We start from the raw sequence: 22,805 nt of genomic DNA on the forward strand, positions 1-22,805 counted from the left end.
CACTCCTATTTTAAGAATTTATAGTTGGACAAAGAGGAAATAACCAGTCATCATTATTTGCTTCACTTAATAAAGGTGCTCCTTGAAAGAAAGTCACTCGGACCCAACGGTCAGATCTTGGATCAAACTTAGTTGCTCCTAGAAATGATAATTTACATCTTAATAAGTCAATGGGTAACATGTCCTTTGCAAGAATATTAATCTGTATATCACCCATTAATTTAGAGTCCATAGTGCAAATCCTTCTGGTAATAGGACCATATTGGGGGTTATCTATTATAAATTGTAGTAGCTTATTTTCAGATGCTTGAGTAATAATAATCTTATAAAAATCTGAGACTTGACGAGCTATATCTAATGGTAGTTCTTTATCATCTCCTAGTTCACTACCCCTTATACCAAGACGAGGTTCTTCCTTATTTTCCGAAGAATACCAGAACCAATAATTATTTTCAGGTTTAGAAAAATTGATACTAATAGCCCAATCATATTTATTTTGTAGTAATTCTTTCATTTCTTTAATTGTCATACAAGGAGACAATGCTAAATCCTCACTAACCAAAGTCATATTTAGAGAATGTGGATCAGTATATTCAGGATATGCCTCTAATAAGCAAGATATAAAAATTTCCTGTGCTTCAAAGCTAAGTGTTTCATTATTTTTAATGATTTTATCCCACTTAGTATTATTTATTGATATATTCTCTAAAGAGATAATAATTATATTTATATCTTTCACAGCCTGTATATTTAATAGATTTTGTTGTTCATCTATAGTTACTATTTCTTTTAAATACTGTTGAGCTCGCTTAACAAAAGATAGGACTTTATTTCTTTTATTATACGAAATATCTAAGTCAAAAATTAAGGATAATACTTTTTCACGTTCAGAAATCCACTGATCAATAACACATGGGTGGTTTATAAGAAAAGGTGCCATACCTAGCCCTGTAGCATTACCAATACCTATATATCGTTGAATTTTTTTATCTAAAACAGTTGCGGTAGATTCTGCTTGTTGTTTTGCAATGAAATGTATCCAATCAATACTAAACTGACGTAATATATATACCGCACACATTTGCGCTTCAAAAGCTAGATTAAAATCAGAATTGTTTTCTAATAAGTTGAAGTCACAAATTCCGAATTTACCATTGCCATAAACAGCCGTTGTTCTTAGTATATATCCAACCTCGGCCAAAGTTTTTAAATTAGGTTGTTTTCCCTCTTTAAGACTTTTTAATATATGATCAAAAACTCTTACACTTTTGTTAGCTCTAGCAAGTACCAAAATTTTATTAGAGTTTCTTCCATATTCTTGTTTAGGAACATTATTATATAGATCTTGGAATAGTTGAGTGCTGATTTTCCCCTTTACAAGAGCAAAGGTTACGTCCCATTTTTCAGCAATAACTCTGTCATCACGTTCATTATCTTTAATTTTGTTTGAAAAGAGTACAAGGTTATAAAATCCATTTTTTGTATTGAGTCTGTAAATAGCACATCCATAACCTTCAGGTGATAAATCCCATTTTTCGATAGATATTTCCCATTCATTATTAAAGAATCGGCGAATTAATCTGCGAGCAAAGCTTAGTCTACTCTGGTGCATAGCTCCTAGCCTTTTTGGGTCCATTACGATTTTAGGGTCACGCAAGAGGTTATTTATTTGTTTATTTGTTTTCTTCATTTTTATATGTTCCTATTTAAATAAGTACTATTATAAATTCTGCTCTTTTAGCATTTTCCTTGCTATTGATGGAGCATTCCAGAGTGAAGGTAATAATATTAATGAAACAGGTGCTGCTGTGATTATTATAAAGGATTGTAGAGCCCCTATACTTCCGCTACCCATAGATATTAAAATAATCGCAGTTACACCCATTAGAATGCCCCATAAGCATCTAACCATTTTATTTGGTTGATAATCACCACTTAAAACAACACTAATAGTGTATGTAATACTATCTCCTGTTGTAACAATAAATATTACTGTAAGAATCAAAAATAGTATCGTTATAATCAGCGGTGCTGGCAGATATGATGCAATAGCTATTAAAACCGCTGGCTGACTACCGTGGATATAAGCTTGGCTAATGCTTCCTGGATGAGACATTTCTAAGAAAATCCCTGTTCCACCAACAATAGAAAACCAGAAACAAGTCGCTACAGGAGCAACGATGCTTACAGCAGCAACAAGTTGCCTAATAGTTCTGCCTCGAGAGATTCGAGCTATAAAAATAGCCATCATAGGACCATATCCTAAGAACCATCCCCAGAAAAATACTGTCCATTGGCTTAACCAATGTTCATTACCACGATATGTGGCCATTGGAATAAATTTTTGTATAAGAGTGCCCATTCCTTGTAAATATCCATTGATAATGAAATTAGTTGGACCAAAGATCAAAATGAAAATCATTAACACAACCGCAAGAATAACATTACACCGACTAAGAAACTGTAAGCCTTTGTTCATACCTGTAAGAGCAGATAGGGTATAAATAATTACTGTGATTAAGATAATAACTGATTGAGTTATGATTCCATTTGGGATATGTAGTAATACTTTTAAAGAATAGCCTATTTGTAAACCAAGAAAACCAATAGGTCCAATTGTGCCAGCAGCAACTGCAACTATACAACAAGCATCAATTAGACCTCCAAAGAAACCACCTAATACTCTTTTTCCAAATATAGGGTAAAGTAAAGTTCTTGGTTTTAATGGTAATCCCTTATCATAATGTAAATACATCAATACTATAGATGTTAAGCTGCCTAAAATACTCCAAGCTAGAAAGCCCCAATGCATAAATGATTGAGCGAGGGCGTTGATAGCATTTTGATATGCTGAATGACTAGATAAAAATATTGGTGATGGATTTATATAATGAGAAACAGGCTCGGCAGCTGCCCAGAAAACTCCGCCTCCAGCTAGTAATGTACAGACAATCATTGAAACCCATTTAAAGGCATTTATTTCTGGCTTGTTAAGTTTGCCTAATTTTATATATCCTGTTCTTCCGAGAGCCAGAAAAATGGCAATAAAGAACGTCAAAAATAAAAGAATTTGCCAGAAAGGACCAAAAATATTTGTACACCAATTAAAGCATATTTCTATAGTTTTAGTTAACCATTGACTATCTATTAAGTCTATTATTATGAATAATAATATGAACCCGCCACTCAACCAAAAGGCTGGATTATGCAGCTGCAAATCTCTAGATATTTGTGAAAGAGATATTCGAGGTGTTTTATTATTTTTATCTGAATTATTCATATCAACCCTCTATAATTATACTTATGTTCTTTTTAAACCATCTTTTAGGAAGTCAAACCAATTTCGGCCAAGTATTTTGCTACATTCTTGCTTATTAAAACCATGCTTCAAGAGACCCTCATATATATTTTCAAGACCATTATTTTTATCAAACCAAGAGGGTAAAGAAGGCCAGCCAGAATTATTTGCATTACCTTCACCGTAGTCCATTTCTTTTGACCAACGTCCATTACGCATCCACTCTAAAACATCTAATGGTTGATTTGAACATAAGTCGCTACCAATACCTAGATGATCAACTCCTATCATATCTGCAGTATCAGCAACCATTTGACAGAACTCTTCTAAAGTACAATCGCTATGGCTAGGCAAGTGAAATGGATATAAACTAAAGCCAAGTAATCCGCCACGTTTAGCTAGAGATTTAATTACATTACTAGACTTGTTTCGTAATGCCGGTTTTGCAAAACTAGGATTTGCATGACTTATACATATTGGCCGAGAAGATTTATCTATAGTTTCTAGAGTCGATCGTTCTGCGCTATGCGACATATCTATAATCATGCCGACCCTATTCATTTCTTCAATAGCTTGACATCCAAATCGAGTAAGGCCTGGATCTTCTTTTTCATAGCAACCTGTTGCAAGTAGACTTTGGTTATTGTAGGTTAATTGCATAATAAGTAAACCTTGCTTACGCATAACTTCGATTAAGCCAATTTCATCTTCTATTGGAGAGCAGTTTTGTGCACCAAAAAAAATACCAACTTTTCCTGTTTGTTTAGCAGTAAGTACATCACTCATATTCATTACTGGCATAATTAAATCAGAATATAGTTCAAAGTACTTATTCCATTCAGCAAACCTTGTTAATGTTTCTCTTGCATTCTCATGGTATACAAGAGTTACATGTACAGCCGTAACCCCACTTTCTTTTAGATTTAAAAAGTATTTTTTGTCCCAAAAACAATATTGAAGACCATCAATAATTAAATTTTCACTATACATAAGTTATCCCTAAGTATTAATATGGACGTTGATAAGCAGTTTTAACAATAGTATAAAAATCTTTTGCATATTGACCTTGCTCTCTTGGTCCAAAGCTAGATTCTTTTCTACCCCCAAATGGAACATGATAATCTGTTCCTGCGGTAGGTAAGTTAACCATCACACAACCAGTTTGAGCTTTAGCTTTGAAGAAATGACTTTGTTTAAAACTCTGTGTAATGATGCCTGATGTTAAGCCATACCTTGTTTGGTTTACTAATTCTAATCCATGTTCTAAATCATCAGCTTTTATGATACAAGCCATTGGTGCAAAAATTTCTTCTTGATTAATATCCCAGCTGTTATCTGTATTAGTAAATAAGGTTGGAGACATATAATAACCTTCATGGTTTAAGTGTAGCCTTTCACCACCAAACAATAATTCAGCACCTAGGTCTTTTGCTCTATTAACCCACTCAAGATTTGACTGTAATTGAAGATCACTAGCTACAGGACCCATAAATATATCTTTATCTAATGCATGTCCAACCTTAAGTGTTTTTAACTTATTTACTAATGTATCAACATATTCATCATATTTTTTATTTGAAACAATCAACCTAGATGATGCAGTGCATTTTTGTCCTGTTCCAGAAAAAGAACCTCCTATGGTAGCTTCAATAGCTGTTGTTATATCGGCATCATCTGCAATATATAAAGCATTTTTGCTGCCCATCTCTAATTGGCACCTAACAAAATTTTGTGATGTAGCTTTAGCAACCTTTCTACCAATATCTACAGACCCTGTAAAACTAACTGCTTGAATTTTCTTAGAGTTAATTAGTCTATCTCCAACATCAGCTCCGCTACCTAGAACTAGGTTAAAAGTGCCATTTGGTAAATTATGTTTGTTGATTATTTCAGTTAAAATAACGGCACTTGCTGGAGTTAAATTTGCAGGTTTCCATATGATACTATTTCCAAATGCTAATGCTGGTGCAATTTTCCATGCAGCTGTTGCTATTGGAAAGTTCCAAGGAGAAATTATAACTACTGTACCAACTGCTTCACGCGATACATCAATAGTCACATCATCTCGAACAGAATCTACATGATCTCCTATTTGTCGTAGAACTTCAGCAGCAAAGTATTGAAAAAATTGTCCAGAACGATAAACCTCACCTCTACCTTCAGCAAGAGTTTTTCCTTCTTCTAAGGCAATTATCTTTCCTATTTCTTCACAACGAGCAATTAATTCATCTCCAATAGATTGTAATATTCTCTGTTTATGTTCAAGGGAAGTTTTTTCCCATATTGGTTGAGCTTCATTTGCTGAATCAATCGCCAGTTTAACTTGATCAGAAGAAGCTTGAGCAAAGTCGCCAATGTTATGTGTAATATCAGAAGGGTTAATGTTTTTTATAGTTTTATATCCTTCAATCCATTGTCCATTAATATATATTGATTTTTCAGGTTGTATATTTAGCATAAGAAAATTTCCTTAACTTAGAGTTTATTTATTTTGTTCAGTTGTTGCGTACACTACTAATTCTACTAACATTTCTTTTCTAGCAAGTCCGGCAACTACAACAGCTGCTCTATTTGGATAAGGTGCTTTAAAATATTCAGAATATATTTGATTAAATGTTGCAAGATATTCTCTATCTGTGACATAAATTAAGACTTGCAAAGTAGCATCGATAGTTAGATTTGCAGATTCCAGTGTATGTTTTAAATTTTCCATTACCTGGCGAGATTGACTTTCTATCCCTCCATCAACAACACGGCCACTTTTATCTATAGGTATTTGAGCAGTATATAATGTTTTATTGCTAGTTATAACCCATTCAAAAGGTGACTTAGATGGTGGTAAATCTGTTTTTATAGCTTTTTTATAATTCATATTTTTTTCAAAGTTAACAAATGAATATAAAAAGCTTAAAAGTATAGTTTTGTTAAATCAATCTTGTTATTCCTATCATATGATAGATTATTCTAATCATCTTTGTTAAAGTTATTATTAAAATTAACTGTATTTACTATGATGTAATGATTAATTTAAAGTTATCTCAACTTAAGCATTTTATTTTAATTGTTGAAGCTGGAGGTTTTAGGGCAGCTGTTAAAACGGCAAATAGATCACAGGCAGCATTATCTAGTTCAATAAAGGAACTAGAATTAAATATTGGACATAAATTATTTGAACCAGGTCATAATGCTAAGTTAACAACTTTTGGGGAAAACGTTTTACCATTAATTAAAAGATTTTTACAGAACTATTATAATTTTAATAATGAGTTACAAAATATATCAAAAGGTGAGGTTGGAAAACTTAGAGTTGGTAGTGTGCCATCCGTAGCTTCTAAATTTATACCTAAGATAATATCAGATTTTACAAAAGAGTATCCTAAAGTTCAAATAACTTTAATTGATCAAGATTCAGCAAGAATAGAAGAAAAATTGTTAACAGAAGAGGTTGATCTAATTATAAGTAATCAGCTGAGTATTAATAATAATAACATAGGATTTACTTATTTATTTTCTGATCCTGTTGGTGTGGTATGTTTAAAAAGTAGTCCATTAGCTCAAAATAAAGATGGGGTTAGTGTTGAACAATTAAAAAATTATCCTTTTATTAGAAATGGAACAAGTGTATTACTAGAAGAAACAATCTTCAACACTTTTGTCAAAAATGCAATATATTCAGTTGAGAATATTACAGCTCTTTATTCTTTTCTGGAGCATGATGTTGGAATAACAACCTTACCTAAGCTAGCATTTTCAAATAATCTAAACAACCTGGTTTGGTTACCTTTAAAGGGGTGTAATATTAATAGAGATATTGGAATTTGCTATCTAAAAAATAAAACATTTACTCCAGTAGAAGAATCCTTTTATAATATTTGTATCAGAAGTTTAAAGTTGTAATTATTTATTATTTAAATTCATTGTTAAAAAATTAAATGCTAGATACATATTCTAGTAATATCTAGATTAGATATATAATGAGGATATTACCGCTGAGATATTTTTTATATTTTGGTCAAAAGATAAAAAAAGAGATATTAAGTCTGATGAAATACTTCGCATTACCTATTTTATTATTAATGTTAGTAGGGATATACACAAGTTCTTTTGCAAAAGATAAGAGTAAGAATATTGATGAATCGTCTAATGCTCTATCAAAGGCGCCTAGATTAGTTGTTGTTGATAGCTCTCACTCAGGTGAATCTGTAGTAGCTTTTGATGGTAAGACTCCTATGTATGGTAAATCAACGAGCGGAGCTGCTGTTTATGATATGTGGATTTCAAATGATTTAGAGCATGCTGCAATGTTACCTAAAGCTAAGCCTGTTAAACCAAATTTTGATCTTAAGACAAATTCAGCTATATTTTTAAGTGTTGTAATACCTCCTTTAAAAGATTTACAACAAAAAGCAAAACAAGAGGGAAAAAGTATTCCAAAAACAAATTATCCTTTCCACAATACAACTACTATAGATTATGGTGTGGTTATTAAAGGAGAGGTTGAATTAGTAACTGATAAAAAAGTTGTTAAACTTCATACTGGAGATACCTTTGTTATAAAAGGAGCTGTTCATACATGGATAAATCCTACAAATCAGCCAGCGCAATTAGTTGAAACTATGGTAGGTTCTAAACTAAAGTCTTCAATAAAGCATGAGAAACTAAAATTTTAAATGATGAGACTTTTACATTTTATCAAAATTAAGTTTAAAAATTACCATGTGCCTATATTTTCCATACTAGCCCAAGGCTCTTGTTTAGCTAATGGCTTGCCTTCTTGAATTAGTTCTATTGATATACCATCTGGAGATTTTATGAAAGCCATATGCCCATCTCTAGGAGGTCTGTTGATTATAACACCTTGATCTTTTAGAGATTGACAGATGTCATATATGTTTTCTACTGAGAATGCCAAATGACCAAAGTTTCTACCACCTTCATATGTTTCATCACTATCCCAATTATATGTAAGTTCTATAAGAGGAGATTTGTCAGTTTTAGCTATATCATAATCATCGTGAGCAGCTAAAAATATAAGGGTAAACTTACCTTGTTTATTATCTTGTCTACTTACTTCTTTAAGTCCTAGTTTATTACAGTAAAAATCTAATGATTTATCTAAGTCTTTGATCCTTATCATAGTATGTAAATATCTCATTCGAGTATTAACTAGCCAGTTTTTAGCCCAATTTTCATCAGTAAATGTTTGAATTTCTCCAGAAAAGAAGTGTCGAAATATTTTGATTGAAGTTGATACTTTTGAACTACTTGTAACAAAAGCTACCTTCTCAAAATGCTTTCTATGTTTAATCTCTGTTTTAAATTCATCAAAGATTGCTCTTAAGCCTATACCAGAGAAATCTTGCATTTTAATTAAGATTTTAACAGCACCATTTTTTGCTAGTTCATCAAGTTTAGGTATTAACACTTTTGTATAGTCGGCATGAGTTAGTTTGCCTTCTACAGTGATTTTTGTATATTTTTTTTCATCAGATATTGTAAACATATTTATTACCTTATTTATAAATTTATAGAGCTAAATAAAAGGTACTTTAGATAATCAAGTTAATTAGCTCTTGGAGTTTTATCTACTGCTATTGTATCAAGTTATTGATAAGGGTTGAGTATTTTAAGCACTATATATGGCTTTGATTGAACTGATTAATGCAAAAAAGTATCATTTTAGAGTTATAAGTTAGTTTAAAGCTATAATAAGGTCATAAACTCTAGAATGTAGATAAAGTGATGTCTAAGAAAAATCAAAAATATTATTTAACATGGCTGCTGAGAAAATACTAAATAAGATTCTACTAATAAATGGGTCTGTGGCTCCATTTTTAAGGTGGGCATTAAATAATTCGAGTAATTTACCATGATTAAATAATTCTGTTGGGATAAAATTATTACTATGAAATATATCTCCCATCATTGTATTTAGAGGAGATTTTGATTTACTCGGTGGAGACATGTATGGATGCTTCATATTTTGATAATGCTCTGGAGTGACAAAATCTTTACAACTTTCTCTTAGAATGAATTTATCAGTATTATTATAATATTTATACTTGGGTGGTACTTTAGTTATATACTCAATTACATCATTATCAAGAAAAGGTACTCTAGCTTCAACAGAATGAGCCATTTCAGTACGATCGCCTAAAGCAGTTAGTACATAAGCAAAGGTATTTAGTGATTGATAATATAGAGAAATATTTAGGGCATCCCAATTACTTATATCAATAATGTTTCTATCTAAGAATCTTTGGAATTTATCCAAGCAATTTTCATCTTTAAAATTGGTGTTAAAAAGATCATTTACTAACTCTACTTGTGGTACATGATTTGAGCAAAAACTAGGGCTAAAACCTAAATTTCTTTTTAAGTAATCAATATCTCTAGCCCCATCAGCAAGAAAAACTCCTTTATTTACCTCAATCTTACTTGCAATAGAGTTCTTATCAAACATTTCAGGATTTACTTGCATAGCATCAAGTACATTTGTGATATAACCACAATTATATTCATCTGACCCTTCACCTGTTAAGACAACCTTATAGTTATTCTCACGCACTAATTTACTTAGTAAATGTTTTGCCACTCCATGAGGATTAAATGTTGTATTTTCTAAACACCAAAGATGATCAGAGAGATTATCTGCTAAGATTTGATCATCGATATATAGAGTGTTTTGCTTACCAGAGTACTTATTAATCAACTTCTTTGCGATTATACTTTCATCATAATTTTTATCATCAAATGAAATTGTAAACGCATCGAGTCCTTTACCACTAAGCTGACTTGCGATAGCATAACATACTGAAGAGTCTATACCACCACTAAGATAAGTAGCAACAGGAACATCAGAAACTAGTCTTCTTTCTATCGCTTTAGTTATTCTATTACGGTATTGATCAAGAATCTCAGGAAGGCTTTCACTAGTGTAGTTAGATCTCTCATACTTTGGTTGCCAGTAGCGATGTTCAGAGATATTTCCAGAACGTATATCATAGATCATAAAATGACTTGGCTTGACGTTATAAATATTTTTAAATATAGTATCATCTTGACTAAATGGTTGACCGTATATTCGATCTTTTAATTCTCTTATATTAAATTCGGGTTTTTGTTTGTTGTATTTAAGTATACTTTTTATCTCTGAAGAGAAACTAATACCTTGATTATCTAGACTGAAATATAATGGCTTAACTCCATGTCTATCTCTAAAGGCAATTATTCTTTCTTTATTTTTATCATATATAACACCAGCAAATTCACCATTTAACTGAGCAAAGCAATCATTACCACTTTCTAAGTACATAGGTAATACTATCTCACTGTCAGTTTTTGTATTAAATTTGTAGCCTTTGCTCTTATAGTTTTGACGAATTTGTTTGTAGTCATAAAATTCACCATTTACTATAGCAGTCAGTTCATTATTATGATTTAGAGGTTGCTCACCATTATCAACACCAATTATACTTAAGCGAGTATGTCCAAAAGCAATATTTGGATTATTGAGTATAGTGTAGTGCTGCTCATCAGGTCCTCTATGCTTAAGTAGAGAAAGAGCGGAATTAAATCTTTCTCCATCTATTTGTTCATTTTTCTTTAAAACCATTAAGATTCCACACATATTAGCCACCTTGTTTGTAATTCATAGAGCTAGATAAAAAGATACTGATATAATCAAGTTGATCAGCTCTTGAGGTTTTATATACAAATTATTGTATCAGCTTATAGGTAGAGATTGAGTATTTTAAGAGCTATTGGTATCTAATTTAAATTTGTAATATTGATAGTATAGTTGTAATGATAGTTATGAATAGAAATCTTCTTGTTATTATTGCTATATTTTATCATTAATATTTTCTTGCCATTAGTTGTCATTATAGTTCTTTGGTTTGCTTGTTCTGAAACTATAATATCTGTATTAGCAAACATTTTTTGTATAACATTAATTGGAGCTTGGCTTATAATAAACTCAATAAGACTTTGCTTAACACCAATATTCTTATTTGGCATTGGTAGACTACTACTTTGTATACTTGAACCATCATAATCAAGCTTAAATAGAGAGCTTCCCCAGCCTGATAAAGCTACCATTACAATATGCTTAGAATTAACTTCAATAATCATATTAGAGGTTAGATTCTTTTGTTTACCATTTTTATCATAATATTTAGCAGAGACTACTTGAGAAATTGTTTTATTAAGCCCTAACTGATATGGTTGTGGTAGTGTTACTGTAGTATTTGGCGTGATAGCTACTTTTACATCTATTTTCTGTTTTGTCTGAAGTAAAGAACAACTACTTAGAAAAAGAAATATAAAAAAACTCACTAAAATTCTATTTTTCATAATACTGTACCTTAATTGCTATAGGAGCTAATAAAAATGCTACTGTAATTCCAACTAATACAGTTAAACCAAAATACTCAATAGCTGGGGTATTACTTAGTGCTAAAAGTCCAAATGACAGAATAGTTGTGATAGCAGATAATGATAGGGCTAGCATAGTACTACTGAACCTATTATTACTTTCAGCTATAAATAAAACATAATCCATACTGATTCCCAAAACAAGAATTGTTGCAAGTATGCTAAATAATGTAAGAGGAATATTAAATAATCCTAAGAATGCCACAGACAGTAGACATGATAATAATGGTACTAATATATATACTAGAGATTTCTTAATAGAATATCTAATTGCTAGGCCTAGCCATAAAAGCATAAATACAACTACCATAATATAAGAGATAACATTGCGGTAATGACCAAAAATATTACTTATTTGAGTTACCTTATCAATAACGTAAACATCATCTGTCGAGCTAAGTAAATTCTGTAGTTTAGAAATATCTATGTCTTTTGAAAGTGTTATAGCTAATGCTTTATAGTCATTAGGCTGATTTGCCAACCATAGGAATCTCATTTGTTTTGAGACAGGTTGATTTAACCAGCTAGATAGTTCTAAAGATTTAAATTTTGTGGTTTTAATTTTATTTAATATCTCTGTTTGTTGAGCTTTTGAAAAACCTATTTGGCTAAGATATTCTCGAGGGTATTTAGTTTTAACAAACTTCTGTATAGCGTTATAGTTTTGTTTTTGTTGCTCTATGCTTGGAACATAATCGCTTATGCTAATTAGGGGATTTTTAATATTGGTGAAATTTTCGCGAATAATATTTGTTACATTATCTGCTTTGGTTAGTAAAGTATTATCATTTTTAGCCAAAACAATAATATAGCTAAGGCCCATATCACTACCAATGATGCTTTTGAGCTGATTTTCTTCATTTTTAAGTTTTTTAGGAGTTGATTGCAGTATGTGAATATCATCATTAGGCTTTATTTTATAGAGTCCTGTAATGGTTATTATGCATAAAACTACTAATATAATGATGATCTTTTTTGTACTAATGTTTTTACATATATTTAGATACTTATCTGTAAGTATTAGTAAAGGAATATTCTTATGGGATTTTGATTTGGTATTAATGATATAAGGGAAAAAACATATTACAGTTAAGTATGATACACTCAAACCAACAATGCCAAAAATTGCTAGTTGATGTAGTCCTGGGAATGGAGCTACAGATATAACTAAAAATGCAATAACAACGTTTAAAAGGCCTAAGGTTATGCCCTTGAAAATTCGCTTTAGACCTATTTTAGGTGTCCAGTTAGCATCAGCTAATAATTTCTCGGAGTAGTAGAAAAAAGCATAATCTACAGATATCCCAATTAAGCTTGCGCCGAAAACTAGTGTAAATAAAAAAACACTACCAAATATATAGTGTGTAACAACAAATGCGGCAATAAATCCACAAGAGATTGAAAGAAGTGTGAAAAATAAAGGAGTAATTGATCTAAATGTTAGAATTATTAAAAGTAAAACACCAATTATTGAGCCTATGTCAATAGTGTTTATCTCATGATGAGCATCTTCGGCTCCAGCATTTGCATAAAATAGCATACCAGTTTTTAGTACACTAACTTTATTTGAAGATACTTGCTTGATGGCATTATTAATACTTTTAATAATTTCTGTTTGAGTTGTTAAAGAAAAACTTTGTCCTTTAATTTCAGCTTTAATAAGCACATAGTAATGATTATCTTTCTTGGCTACTAAGAAGCCTTTTTTAAGCTTTAGATTAGAGCTTGGTTTAGGCAAATCAAAAAGATAGTTTTGATATGTAAAGAAAGGGTCGCTATTAAGTAAGTTACGATTAACAATGCCTGTTGGATTATATATATTAGCAAGTGCATTTTGGTACAATCTTTTATAGTCTTTATTAGCTAGTAATTCTTTGTCTTTATTGCTGAGTAATTGTAATCTATATGGGAAGTAAAACTTTGCCCAAGATAGCTGTTGATTTTCGCTTACGCCTGCATTAATGCTTGTGAAATTATTACTTTGTTGCAATAGTTTACTAAATTTTGCTGCAGAGTCTATCGCTTCGTGTTGATCTTTTGAGCTTATTAAGAAGACTACATCATTACTTATTCTATTAGAAAATTTATTTGAGACGGCTGTTAATTGAGGTGATGTTTGTTGATTGGGTAATAGTGCTAGTATATTTGTGTTTAGATTTAAGCCTTTAGTTATTATAACAATAAAGAGAAATAAGCTACTTAGAACTATTAAACTCCAGATAATCAGACGAATCAAATATTTATTAACCATAACTATTACTGTGTTGTAATATCAAAAAGCTTTATCTTTATTATATTATCTTGGGTATCAGCAACTTCAATATTTGTAATATATTTACCACCTTTAAGAGTTATTTCTTTTATAGCTTTATTTAATGGGCTAGATTTTGGTTTAAGAGAAATATTCCACTTTTGTGTATTACCTTTGAAATTGGCATCAAAATATTCAGATATAGTTTTTGTATCACCTTTAAATACTGACATGAAAACATTTGTAAAGGAAAAAACTACAGGTTGATCTTCACGAGTAAGAATAGTAGGAGGGTTATCCATAATAGTTTGTGTAAGTTTATCTTTGGACATTTGCATCGTAGTTTTTATTGGTTTTTGCTGCTGCCATAATAAAGAGCCGTCATTACTTAGCTTAAAAGTACCTGATGATTTAAGATTAGAGCTTAAACCTGATATCTGTCTAACTTGTATAAATTTACCTGAGATGTTTGTATCTTTAGTTAGCTGTTTTTCAACTGCTTGGAAGTCTGAATTATTGACGATATTTGAAGCAAATAAGGGTACTACAATAGCAAACAAAGCACTAATTATGGAAAATATTTTTTTCATTTCTTTATAATCTCTTTTATTTTTTGTTGCCATTGATGAGGTGTCACAAAGCAAGTTTCTCTTTTATCAATATCTACAGCTAATTGAATTGTATAGCCTTGACATAATTTTATTTTAGTTAAGCTATCTGTAATTGTATAGTTTATTTTTAGCCTATTCTCAAACTCAACTAAGTCACAATAAATGTTAATCTCCTGTCCAAACTTTGCAGGTCTTATAAACTTGGCTTTCAGATCAACTATAGGCCAAGCAAAACCATCATTTTTCATGTCCATATAGTCATATTCGATTTCTTTGAGCATACTACATCGAGCCATTTCAAAATATTTGACATAATTACCGTGCCAAACAATCTCAAGCATATCGACATCAAAAAATGGAATAGTCATTTTGTAAGTATGTGTAAATAGGCTATCTTTACTCATTTATCTTTCTCCTTGATGCCAGAAATCAAAAAAATTAAACCATTGTTTTGGATATTTTTTACAATATGATTCGAGCATATTTGCGTATTTCTGTGCATACTTTTCTAGATCTTGCTGCTTTGTTCTTCTATTTAATACAATCCCATTTTGATCGAATTCTTTAAAAATAAAGTCAAAGTTATTACGATCTATTTTTGGGCATAGCATAAAATATGTAGGACATTTTAGAATACTAGCTAATATAAAAGCACCTTGAGGAAAAAATGCAGTATCATCTAAAAAAGATAAGCTAAGGTTTCTTTCAGGCTTAGTTACAGAAGTCCTATCAGCTGCAATAACAACAAACTCACCATCTGCTATACGTTGATATAATTCGATTGCTAAATTGGGAGTGACTTCTTGGATACATATCATATTTATCGAGTATTTAGGATTTATCTTTGTAAGAAGTTTATTAAAAGTAGGAGCTTGTTTACTAAAAACTAAAGCGTTTATTTTCATATCACTATCAAAGTCAGCTAAGGATCTTGCAACATCTAAATTACCTAAGTGTGCAGTAAAAATAACACCGCCTTTTTTAGATTTGATTGCTTGGCTCATAACTTCTCTAGTTTCTTTAGTGAAGTTTACGTTGTTTATAGTGATTTTATTACTCCAAACGGCAATCTTATCTATTACCATCTCACCAAAAGCCAAAAAATGCTTAAAGCTATAAAGCCATAATTTTGATGATTTTATGTTTTTATCAAGGTGTTGAATATATTTAAAAGAGTAGTTGCGAGGAGCACTTTTATAGAATAAGAAATAGTAAACCATAACCACAGACATGATTAAGTAAGTAAGTCTACGACCAAAGATATAAAATAAAATAAGTGTGGTTCTAAGTCCAAATAAGCCACCAGCTTCTTTTATCTTAGTCCAATGTTTCACCTAATTTTTCTCCATAGTAGTATCGGTAGTCTAAGGATCATGCCAGTAACTAATTTTGTATGAGTCCATGATATTCTGACATTATCTTTAAACATTCTAAAATTAGAGTAGCCATCTTGTGGATAAATTACTTTAGTATTTATATAGATAATAGGTAATCCTAACCAATACATTCTTACAATAACATCTATATCAAAATCCATTTTTACAGAGAAAGCTCTTTTTTTCATTAACTTTATATAAGCTTGTAATGGGTAAATGCGAAAACCACACATTGACTCTTTTAAGTTAAATGATAAAGTTTCTATAGCCACCCAGAAATTAGTGATTTTTCGACCATGAAGTCTACTTTTGGGGATGCTATCATCGTATATTGGCATACCGGATATTAAGGCTTGGGGATTATCCTTCATTGCCTGAATAAATTTAGGAATGTCATTAGAGTTATGTTGACCATCAGCATCTATTTGTAGCATATGAGTATAGCCCATTTCAAAAGCTAGTTTAGTTCCATAGCTTACAGCTACTCCTTTGCCTTGATTTTTGTCAAATGACTCTGTCAGAATGATGTTTTTAAATTCGTTAGCAATTTTTTTAATAACTTCTTTAGTGTTATCTTGGTTACCATCATCGATAAGTATAATTGGTAAATTATACTTACTAATATTTTCTATAGTATTTGGTAGCTGCTTACCATGATTATAGATTGGTATAACAATACACAAATTACATGAATGGCTAGCTTTCATATTTTATTTTACCTAGTGATGCAGTTTGGTTCTTTAATAGAAATTCAAATGAAACTATATTGTTTTTATTTGAAAGTTTTATGTCTAAATTATCATTTGGTAAGATAGCTTTTTTGAATTTTATTTGTGGAATGTTACCAAAAGATGATTTATCGATATTAAATATTTCACTTGCTAAATTTATAACAAAATCTACTTGAGCTATGCCTGGTAAAATAGGTTGTTCTTGAAAATGACCCTTAAAGAAATCGCATTCTTTAAGTATCTGTGCAGATACCAAAGTAGTGTGATCATCAAGAGTCGTTATATTATTTATTTTAAGATGTTTGTTCATAGTTAGTTAACTCCACCATAATCTTTAATAAAGTTTCTCATATAAGTTTAAATCTTGTCAAACTTATAGTTATTTAGGACTATCCTCTAGAACCTCGACTAAAAGTTCCTGCGTTCTTTTACCTTGTGAATTAGTCGGTATAGCAGCTACAAAACGCCATTGTTTTGGTATAGTGGTATTTGGGTAGTAGTTTAGTAGATAGGTCTTTATTTTATTAATTAATTTTTGTTTATTAAATTCTTTTAGAAAATCATTTCCTTTTTGATTTAGACATATTAAAACTGCTATATATTCGCGATAGCTTTGACGTTTAATACATGCACAGTCTTGTATTAACTCATGTTTTAGAAGTATATTTTGCATTTGTGAGAGTGATAAACGATTTCCTGCTATTTTAACAATCTTATCGGCTCTGCCTTTTAACTTGAATTTATCATTGTGCATCTCAACGATATCTGGCATCAATAGTTTTTCTTGATTAAAAAAAGGAGATTTAACAATTAGTTGATTAGAATCAGTACTAATATCAACTTTATTAAAAGCTTGCCATAAGCTATTACTAGGTGGTTGCCGATAAGCAATCACACCAGTTTCACTGCTACCATAAGTCTCAAGAATAGGTATGTTGTAGTCGTTTTGAAATTGTATTGCGGCATTAGTGGGTAGTTCACTAGCAGCCGAAATAATAAGTGAATTTGTAATAGGTTTATTAATATTACCTTCAAGGTGAGAAATAATCACAGGAGTAGTTACCAATATACTATTATCTTGACATAGTTTTTTGTGTATAACTTCGGGTATAAATAGTCGTTCTGTGTGGATTATTTTTTTATAGAGTAATGGCCATATCAAAGCCCAACTAAAACCATATAAATGTTGATGTGAAACAGTTGTATATACATTTGCTTCTTTGAGCTTAAAATTCTCTATAGCTTTATTTATAGAATATGATTCTTCCTCGATATTATTAATAATTTTTGTGCAACTTTTATAGTTGCCAGTTGATCCAGATGTGAAAAATATAGTTTCACAGTCTTTTATGGTATAGTTTTTAGTAGTTTCTGTGGAGAGTTTTAGATCATCTTCAGTTACAAGAATATCGTATTGCTCAGCAAGATTTGCGATTGTTCCAGGCTTATTGTTCGGTAGCATAAGGGTTGTTTTACCTAAATACTGACAAGCTATCCAAGAGCAGCAAAATAGGTAGATATCATCTATACATAAGGCAATTATGTTTTTGTTCTTTAGTTTAGTATCAAAATGATTAGTTAAAGAGTTAATATTTTTAAGAAACTCTTTTGCAGAGATACTCTTAGAGTTTTTAATAAATACAGTTTTAGAAAGATTTTGTGCATAAAAGTCTAATGCGGATTTAAGCGATTCTTTCAAAGTGTCTCCTAACAATAGTTCTAATGATAATTTCAATAAGCATCATTGATCCTATTAAGATATAGCTAATAAAACCATTGTATAGTGTCCATATCTTTATTGATCCTATTATAACGGTAAGAATTGAGATACTTGCATTTATAGCAAAAAATATACACCATGCAAAAGTTACATACCATGTATATTTTATAGCATACATTGATAGAGGTTCTTTACTCATACGCATTGCAAGTTTTGTAATTAAACTTTTTTCTTGAAGTAGTGAGTAACAAAAAATGCATAATAAACTAACATTTACAAAAACAGGGTATAAAAGCATAGCTGTAATATTATTTATCAAGATAGTTACTACTGCTAATATTATTCCTACAATAGTAATAAGCTTCCAAGTAATATTAGAATCTTTTCTTAATATCAATAGCCTTAATATAAAAATTAGAATAACAATTAAGCTAACATACTTTATTGATAACGAATTTAAGCTAGCAAAAATGATAAATGGGTAAAGTATAATTACTAATATAATAAAGAATTTAGCTAGGGACTTCATTGAAAAAAATCTAGTCCTGTCCTAAAGCAGCAACTATAGTATCTACAACATCTCCCACAGTGCGAACAGATTTGAATTCTTCTGGCTTGAACTTGCGACCAGTAAGATCTTGAAGTTGTACTATTAAGTCAACAGCATCGATACTATCTAAATCAAGTTCTTCATATAGCTTTGAATTCAGAGTAATTTCATCTTTATCTATTTCAAAAAGATTATGAAGAATATCTTGTAATTGTGTGAAAATTTTTTCTTTAGAAAAGCTCATGATATATCCTTTAAGATTGATTTTCTTCTACAAACTTTGCTAGAGAAGATATAGATTCAAAATGTTTTTTGACATCTTCATTAGCAACTTCAAGATTTATATTATAGCGCTTTTTCAAGGCTACACCTATTTCTAAAGCATCTATTGAGTCTAGGCCTAAACCATCGCCAAAAAGTGGCTCATCAGCATCTATTTCATCAGCTGTTACATCTTCAAGGTTAAGGATTTCAATAATCATTTCTTTTATTTCTTGTTGCATATTTCTAAATACCTTTTTATAAAGAATCTAATTTAGTAGAGAGACTATGTTGTAAAAATTTAGTTAGTCTACGAGCCGCTAGAGATGGTACACCATTTGCCTCATCTAGAAAGTCTTTTGGGTTTATTTTATCTCCAACAACTACCTTAAATAAAGGCTTTGTTTCAGGGATATTATACCATTTAGTATTTTTTGTTAAAGTGACTGGGTTACATGAGATATGTATCATTCTAATAGCAGTATTAGTTCTGATTGCTAATTGTGCGGCACCACGCTTTAGTTTTGGCGGAGTGTTAGGGCTAGTTCTAGTTCCTTCAGGAAACATTAGTAAGTTTCTACCTTCTGCAAATATTTCATTAAGACGACTAAAAGTTTGATCTGGGTTTATGTTAGGGATATATCCAGCTGTTTCTATGACATGCTTATAGTATGGATTTTGCCATAAGCTTAATTTGACAATATTATCACAAAGTTTTAGCTTAGATACTATAGCAACATAGTCAATCAAAGTAGGGTGATTAGCTATAAAAATACAGCCTTTGTCCTGATGTAGTTTTTCAATATCTCTAAATTCAAACTTAAAGATTCTAAAATGATGAAGAATTCCAATAAAGATCTTAAAAGCAATATTTATAGTATGTTGGGCATGTATAGTACGAGTATTTTTATTTTTTATAAAAATTCTTACTAAAGGAAAATATATATAACCTAATATAGCACCAAAGAAACTAAAGATAAAAAAGCAAAATCCCGTAAGGATGGTACGATAAAGTTTATTTAAATATTTGTACATAATTTAGTTAGACAGTTCTATAGAGATGTTTGGAAATAATAATGATTCTCGTTTTTTGTTAGTATACCAGTTTATAAAAATAATTGCAGATGGGTGTATAGCAAATTTTTGTGATGGCGATTTTTTTGAATTAGTCTTTAATTTTAGAGCTAAGCTTGAATCTGATATGGGCGTTTTTGATATAATAAAACTAACACCATAAGCAAGATTGTCAGTGATATTAAGTTCTTCAAAAATTTCGGGAACATTATCATCATAGCAGGTGAGTAAGACATTATCATAATCTTGTAATTGGGCAACTGCATCAATTAAAGCCATCTCAAACGTTTCCGTTCCAGCAGAGATTGAATTAAAAGGAATTTTTAATTTCTGCTGAATTGACATAAGTCCAGTAGGAGTATTGTGAACAGATTGTGAAAACGCATTTGGTGACAGGATCTCCTGATTAGAGATATTTTTAAATATAGAAATAGTATTTGCAAGCTCACCATGTTGTGATGCAAAGACAACAGCATCTATTTTATGTTTATGAATTTGCGGTATAGATACCGATAAAGCTATTTTACTAGATTTGCTACACCTTCTTCTCATCGCTGGGGTAATAACACTAGTATCTATTTTGATATCTTGATTTATCATTTCAGAGTATGATATATCTTTAAAATCTAAGATATTATTTTTCCCTTGAGCAATGGCCACCACATAATCTATATAAAAGTTCATTTAATATCTTTTTAAATTATTTTTACTAAAATCTATCACATTGTAATGAAAAAATGTATTGCTCTTAAGATGTTTTTAATACTAAGTACTGTTAATATATTTAAATTAGTTACTATTACATTTATACTTATAGCCCAAATATTAAAAGGACAAGATCATATATGAGCAGTAATGATATTTATCTTAATTCACTCGGCATTATTAACTGCTTAGGCACTTCTAAAGAAGAGGTGATAAAATCATTGCTTAGTAATCAAACTGGTTTGATAACAACAAAAGAACTCATATCTAAGCGTAAGACACAAATTGGCTGTGTAGATGATAAAGTTCTTCCAGAGATTCCTGAACGATTAAAAAAATATGAGTGTCGTAATAATCAGTTGGCTTTACATGCTTGTATGCAAATAGATGAAAATATAAATAAGGTTATAAATAAGTATGGTGTAGATAGAGTATCTATTGTTTGTGGTACTAGTACCTCGGGTATAGATGATGGCGAAAAAGCTTTAACTGATAAGTTTCTGTTAGATAAGTTTCCTGAAAAGTTTAATTATAAGCAACAGGAAACAGCAGGTCTTAGTAATTTTTTAAAGGAGTATTATCAACTTCAAAGTGTTGCTTATACAATATCGACAGCTTGCTCATCAAGTGGTAAAGCATTTGCATCAGCTGCTAGATTGATAAAACAAGATTTATGTGATGCTGCCATTGTTGTCGGTTGTGACACCCTTTGTGAAATGGCATTAAATGGTTTTGACTGTTTGGATGCTATTTCACAAGAGTTATGCTTACCTTTTCATAATAAAAGAGCGGGTATAAATATTGGTGAAGGAGCTGCGGCTTTTATTTTATCTAAAGAGAGCTCAGAAATATCACTGCTAGGTGTCGGAGAGTCTTCAGACGGGTATCATATAACCGCTCCAGATCCTAGTGGAGAAGGTGCTAAGTTAGCTATGATTAGAGCGTTGGAGTCAGCTCATTTAACAAATGATAATATTGGTTATTTAAATTTGCATGGAACAGCAACTATATTAAATGATAGTATGGAAAGTAATGCTGTAAGAGATGTGTTTAATACGAAAATAGCTTGTAGCTCAACTAAATCTCTTACTGGTCATACATTAGGTGCAGCAGCTGCTACAGAGGTCGGAATGTGTTGGTTACTTTTATCAGATATTTATAATCGACAAAAAAAATTGCCGAAGCAATATAGTTCAGATGAAGATATTATTCAGGATATTGGTATAATAACTAGTGATATTAGGTACCAAAAACCAAATTTTATGAGTAATTCATTTGCTTTTGGTGGCAATAATGTGAGTGTAATTATAGGAAAAAAATAAATGTATAATATTGCTGAATTAATTCCTCAGAAACCACCAATGAGGCTTGTTGATGAATTTGTTAGTCTTGAGAATGATACCGTTCACTGTCGAACAACTATAGATAAGGATAATATCTTTTTTGATAAAGAGTTAGAAGGTATACCGCATTGGGTTGCGATTGAAATAATGGCTCAAACAGCAGCTTCTTATGGTAAAGCTAGTAAATTTAGTTCAAATGATTGTGAAAACAATGAACCATCAATAGCTTTTTTGCTCAGTGTGAGAGGTTATAAGACAGATGTTAAGAGTTATAAACTAGGTAGTGTTCTAGAGATATTTGCTGAATGTATTATACTTGATAAAGGTACGGGAGTGTTTAGTTGTAAAATAGTGCAAGATGGCCAACAGGTTGCATCACTTGCAATTAATGCCTATCAGCCTCAGAATTATAGAGATGTAGAAAAAGTTGTAAGCAGAGAAATATAAAA

Annotated in this window: 25 protein-coding genes; 5 read left to right on the plus strand and 20 right to left on the minus strand. The window is 30.8% G+C overall.

Annotation, left to right across the window (positions count from 1 at the left end; translation table 11 throughout):
• Positions 1 to 10 precede the first annotated feature (10 nt).
• Genes F3D62_RS09170 through F3D62_RS09190 form a run of 5 tightly spaced genes read right to left on the minus strand, consistent with a single transcriptional unit; the run spans position 11 to position 6,170 of the window.
• On the minus strand, positions 11 to 1,690 hold the full coding sequence (locus F3D62_RS09170) for a hypothetical protein (protein WP_150467947.1): 1,680 nt from the start codon (positions 1,688 to 1,690) through the stop codon (positions 11 to 13).
• Between the two features lie 30 nt (positions 1,691 to 1,720).
• Complete coding sequence (locus F3D62_RS09175; protein WP_150467948.1) at positions 1,721 to 3,280, minus strand: BCCT family transporter; 1,560 nt, start codon at positions 3,278 to 3,280, stop codon at positions 1,721 to 1,723.
• Positions 3,281 to 3,301: 21 nt separating this feature from the next.
• Positions 3,302 to 4,288 carry a membrane dipeptidase gene (locus tag F3D62_RS09180; protein ID WP_150467949.1) on the minus strand — a complete coding sequence of 329 codons (987 nt, stop codon included), beginning with the start codon at positions 4,286 to 4,288 and terminating at the stop codon, positions 3,302 to 3,304.
• A gap of 16 nt (positions 4,289 to 4,304) precedes the next feature.
• Positions 4,305 to 5,756 (minus strand): aldehyde dehydrogenase family protein, encoded by a 1,452-nt coding sequence (locus F3D62_RS09185; protein ID WP_150467950.1) that lies wholly within the window; start codon positions 5,754 to 5,756, stop codon positions 4,305 to 4,307.
• A gap of 24 nt (positions 5,757 to 5,780) precedes the next feature.
• Entirely contained in the window at positions 5,781 to 6,170 is a 390-nt protein-coding gene (locus F3D62_RS09190; RefSeq protein ID WP_150467951.1) for a RidA family protein, read from the minus strand.
• Positions 6,171 to 6,316: 146 nt separating this feature from the next.
• Between F3D62_RS09190 and F3D62_RS09195 the strand changes: the two genes are divergently transcribed.
• Positions 6,317 to 7,195: a LysR family transcriptional regulator gene (locus tag F3D62_RS09195; protein WP_224732670.1), complete on the plus strand. Its 879-nt coding sequence runs from the start codon at positions 6,317 to 6,319 to the stop codon at positions 7,193 to 7,195.
• A gap of 146 nt (positions 7,196 to 7,341) precedes the next feature.
• The gene (locus tag F3D62_RS09200) at positions 7,342 to 7,968 is read left to right on the plus strand and encodes a cupin domain-containing protein (RefSeq protein ID WP_191092582.1); all 627 of its coding nucleotides are present in this window, start codon (positions 7,342 to 7,344) and stop codon (positions 7,966 to 7,968) included.
• Positions 7,969 to 8,009: 41 nt separating this feature from the next.
• On the opposite strand, the gene gloA is transcribed toward F3D62_RS09200, so the two are convergent.
• The 11 genes from gloA to F3D62_RS12955 all read right to left on the minus strand — a co-directional run bounded on the left by gloA (position 8,010) and on the right by F3D62_RS12955 (position 18,622).
• Positions 8,010 to 8,801, minus strand: coding sequence for a lactoylglutathione lyase (gloA, locus tag F3D62_RS09205; protein WP_150467953.1), 792 nt, complete (start codon positions 8,799 to 8,801; stop codon positions 8,010 to 8,012).
• Between the two features lie 243 nt (positions 8,802 to 9,044).
• Positions 9,045 to 10,928 carry an asparagine synthase (glutamine-hydrolyzing) gene (gene asnB, locus F3D62_RS09210; RefSeq protein ID WP_150467954.1) on the minus strand — a complete coding sequence of 628 codons (1,884 nt, stop codon included), beginning with the start codon at positions 10,926 to 10,928 and terminating at the stop codon, positions 9,045 to 9,047.
• A 140-nt stretch (positions 10,929 to 11,068) separates the two neighbouring features.
• A complete protein-coding gene (locus tag F3D62_RS09215; protein ID WP_150467955.1) occupies positions 11,069 to 11,653 on the minus strand; it encodes a DUF3261 domain-containing protein in 585 nt (194 codons plus the stop codon).
• Positions 11,643 to 13,985 carry an MMPL family transporter gene (locus F3D62_RS09220; protein WP_150467956.1) on the minus strand — a complete coding sequence of 781 codons (2,343 nt, stop codon included), beginning with the start codon at positions 13,983 to 13,985 and terminating at the stop codon, positions 11,643 to 11,645. The genes F3D62_RS09215 and F3D62_RS09220 overlap by 11 nt, the downstream gene beginning before the upstream one ends.
• Before the next feature lie 5 nt (positions 13,986 to 13,990).
• Positions 13,991 to 14,575: a LolA family protein gene (locus tag F3D62_RS09225; RefSeq protein ID WP_150467957.1), complete on the minus strand. Its 585-nt coding sequence runs from the start codon at positions 14,573 to 14,575 to the stop codon at positions 13,991 to 13,993.
• Positions 14,572 to 15,000 (minus strand): acyl-CoA thioesterase, encoded by a 429-nt coding sequence (locus F3D62_RS09230; protein ID WP_150467958.1) that lies wholly within the window; start codon positions 14,998 to 15,000, stop codon positions 14,572 to 14,574. The genes F3D62_RS09225 and F3D62_RS09230 overlap by 4 nt, the downstream gene beginning before the upstream one ends.
• Positions 15,001 to 15,930 (minus strand): acyltransferase, encoded by a 930-nt coding sequence (locus tag F3D62_RS09235; protein ID WP_224732671.1) that lies wholly within the window; start codon positions 15,928 to 15,930, stop codon positions 15,001 to 15,003.
• The gene (locus tag F3D62_RS09240; protein ID WP_150467959.1) at positions 15,927 to 16,679 is read right to left on the minus strand and encodes a glycosyltransferase family 2 protein; all 753 of its coding nucleotides are present in this window, start codon (positions 16,677 to 16,679) and stop codon (positions 15,927 to 15,929) included. The genes F3D62_RS09235 and F3D62_RS09240 overlap by 4 nt, the downstream gene beginning before the upstream one ends.
• The gene (locus tag F3D62_RS09245; protein ID WP_150467960.1) at positions 16,669 to 17,013 is read right to left on the minus strand and encodes a hydroxymyristoyl-ACP dehydratase; all 345 of its coding nucleotides are present in this window, start codon (positions 17,011 to 17,013) and stop codon (positions 16,669 to 16,671) included. Before F3D62_RS09245 ends, F3D62_RS09240 begins: the two co-directional genes overlap by 11 nt.
• Positions 17,014 to 17,082: 69 nt before the next feature.
• Entirely contained in the window at positions 17,083 to 18,402 is a 1,320-nt protein-coding gene (locus F3D62_RS09250; RefSeq protein WP_150467961.1) for an AMP-binding protein, read from the minus strand.
• Positions 18,386 to 18,622: a hypothetical protein gene (locus F3D62_RS12955; protein WP_224732672.1), complete on the minus strand. Its 237-nt coding sequence runs from the start codon at positions 18,620 to 18,622 to the stop codon at positions 18,386 to 18,388. Before F3D62_RS12955 ends, F3D62_RS09250 begins: the two co-directional genes overlap by 17 nt.
• Before the next feature lie 55 nt (positions 18,623 to 18,677).
• On the opposite strand from F3D62_RS12955, the gene F3D62_RS12960 reads away from it, so the two are divergent.
• On the plus strand, positions 18,678 to 18,908 hold the full coding sequence (locus F3D62_RS12960; RefSeq protein WP_224732673.1) for a hypothetical protein: 231 nt from the start codon (positions 18,678 to 18,680) through the stop codon (positions 18,906 to 18,908).
• Positions 18,909 to 18,962: 54 nt separating this feature from the next.
• Here the strand turns inward: F3D62_RS12960 and F3D62_RS09260 are convergent, their stop codons facing one another.
• The 4 genes from F3D62_RS09260 to F3D62_RS09275 are packed head-to-tail and all read right to left on the minus strand — an operon-like array spanning position 18,963 to position 20,992.
• Positions 18,963 to 19,217, minus strand: a complete 255-nt coding sequence (locus tag F3D62_RS09260) for an acyl carrier protein (protein ID WP_150467963.1) — start codon at positions 19,215 to 19,217, stop codon at positions 18,963 to 18,965.
• A gap of 10 nt (positions 19,218 to 19,227) precedes the next feature.
• The gene (locus F3D62_RS09265) at positions 19,228 to 19,476 is read right to left on the minus strand and encodes a phosphopantetheine-binding protein (protein ID WP_150467964.1); all 249 of its coding nucleotides are present in this window, start codon (positions 19,474 to 19,476) and stop codon (positions 19,228 to 19,230) included.
• A gap of 16 nt (positions 19,477 to 19,492) precedes the next feature.
• On the minus strand, positions 19,493 to 20,269 hold the full coding sequence (locus tag F3D62_RS09270; RefSeq protein WP_150467965.1) for a lysophospholipid acyltransferase family protein: 777 nt from the start codon (positions 20,267 to 20,269) through the stop codon (positions 19,493 to 19,495).
• Positions 20,270 to 20,272: 3 nt separating this feature from the next.
• Entirely contained in the window at positions 20,273 to 20,992 is a 720-nt protein-coding gene (locus tag F3D62_RS09275; protein ID WP_150467966.1) for a beta-ketoacyl synthase chain length factor, read from the minus strand.
• 161 nt (positions 20,993 to 21,153) lie between these two features.
• Between F3D62_RS09275 and F3D62_RS09280 the strand changes: the two genes are divergently transcribed.
• Together F3D62_RS09280 and F3D62_RS09285 are read left to right on the plus strand one after the other, a co-directional pair.
• A complete protein-coding gene (locus F3D62_RS09280; protein WP_150467967.1) occupies positions 21,154 to 22,335 on the plus strand; it encodes a beta-ketoacyl-ACP synthase in 1,182 nt (393 codons plus the stop codon).
• Positions 22,336 to 22,803: a beta-alanine--pyruvate aminotransferase gene (locus F3D62_RS09285; RefSeq protein ID WP_150467968.1), complete on the plus strand. Its 468-nt coding sequence runs from the start codon at positions 22,336 to 22,338 to the stop codon at positions 22,801 to 22,803. It begins immediately after the preceding gene.
• The last annotated feature ends 2 nt before the right edge of the window (positions 22,804 to 22,805 follow it).

It is taken from the genome of Francisella sp. SYW-9, assembly GCF_008711465.1.
GTDB lineage: Bacteria > Pseudomonadota > Gammaproteobacteria > Francisellales > Francisellaceae > Francisella.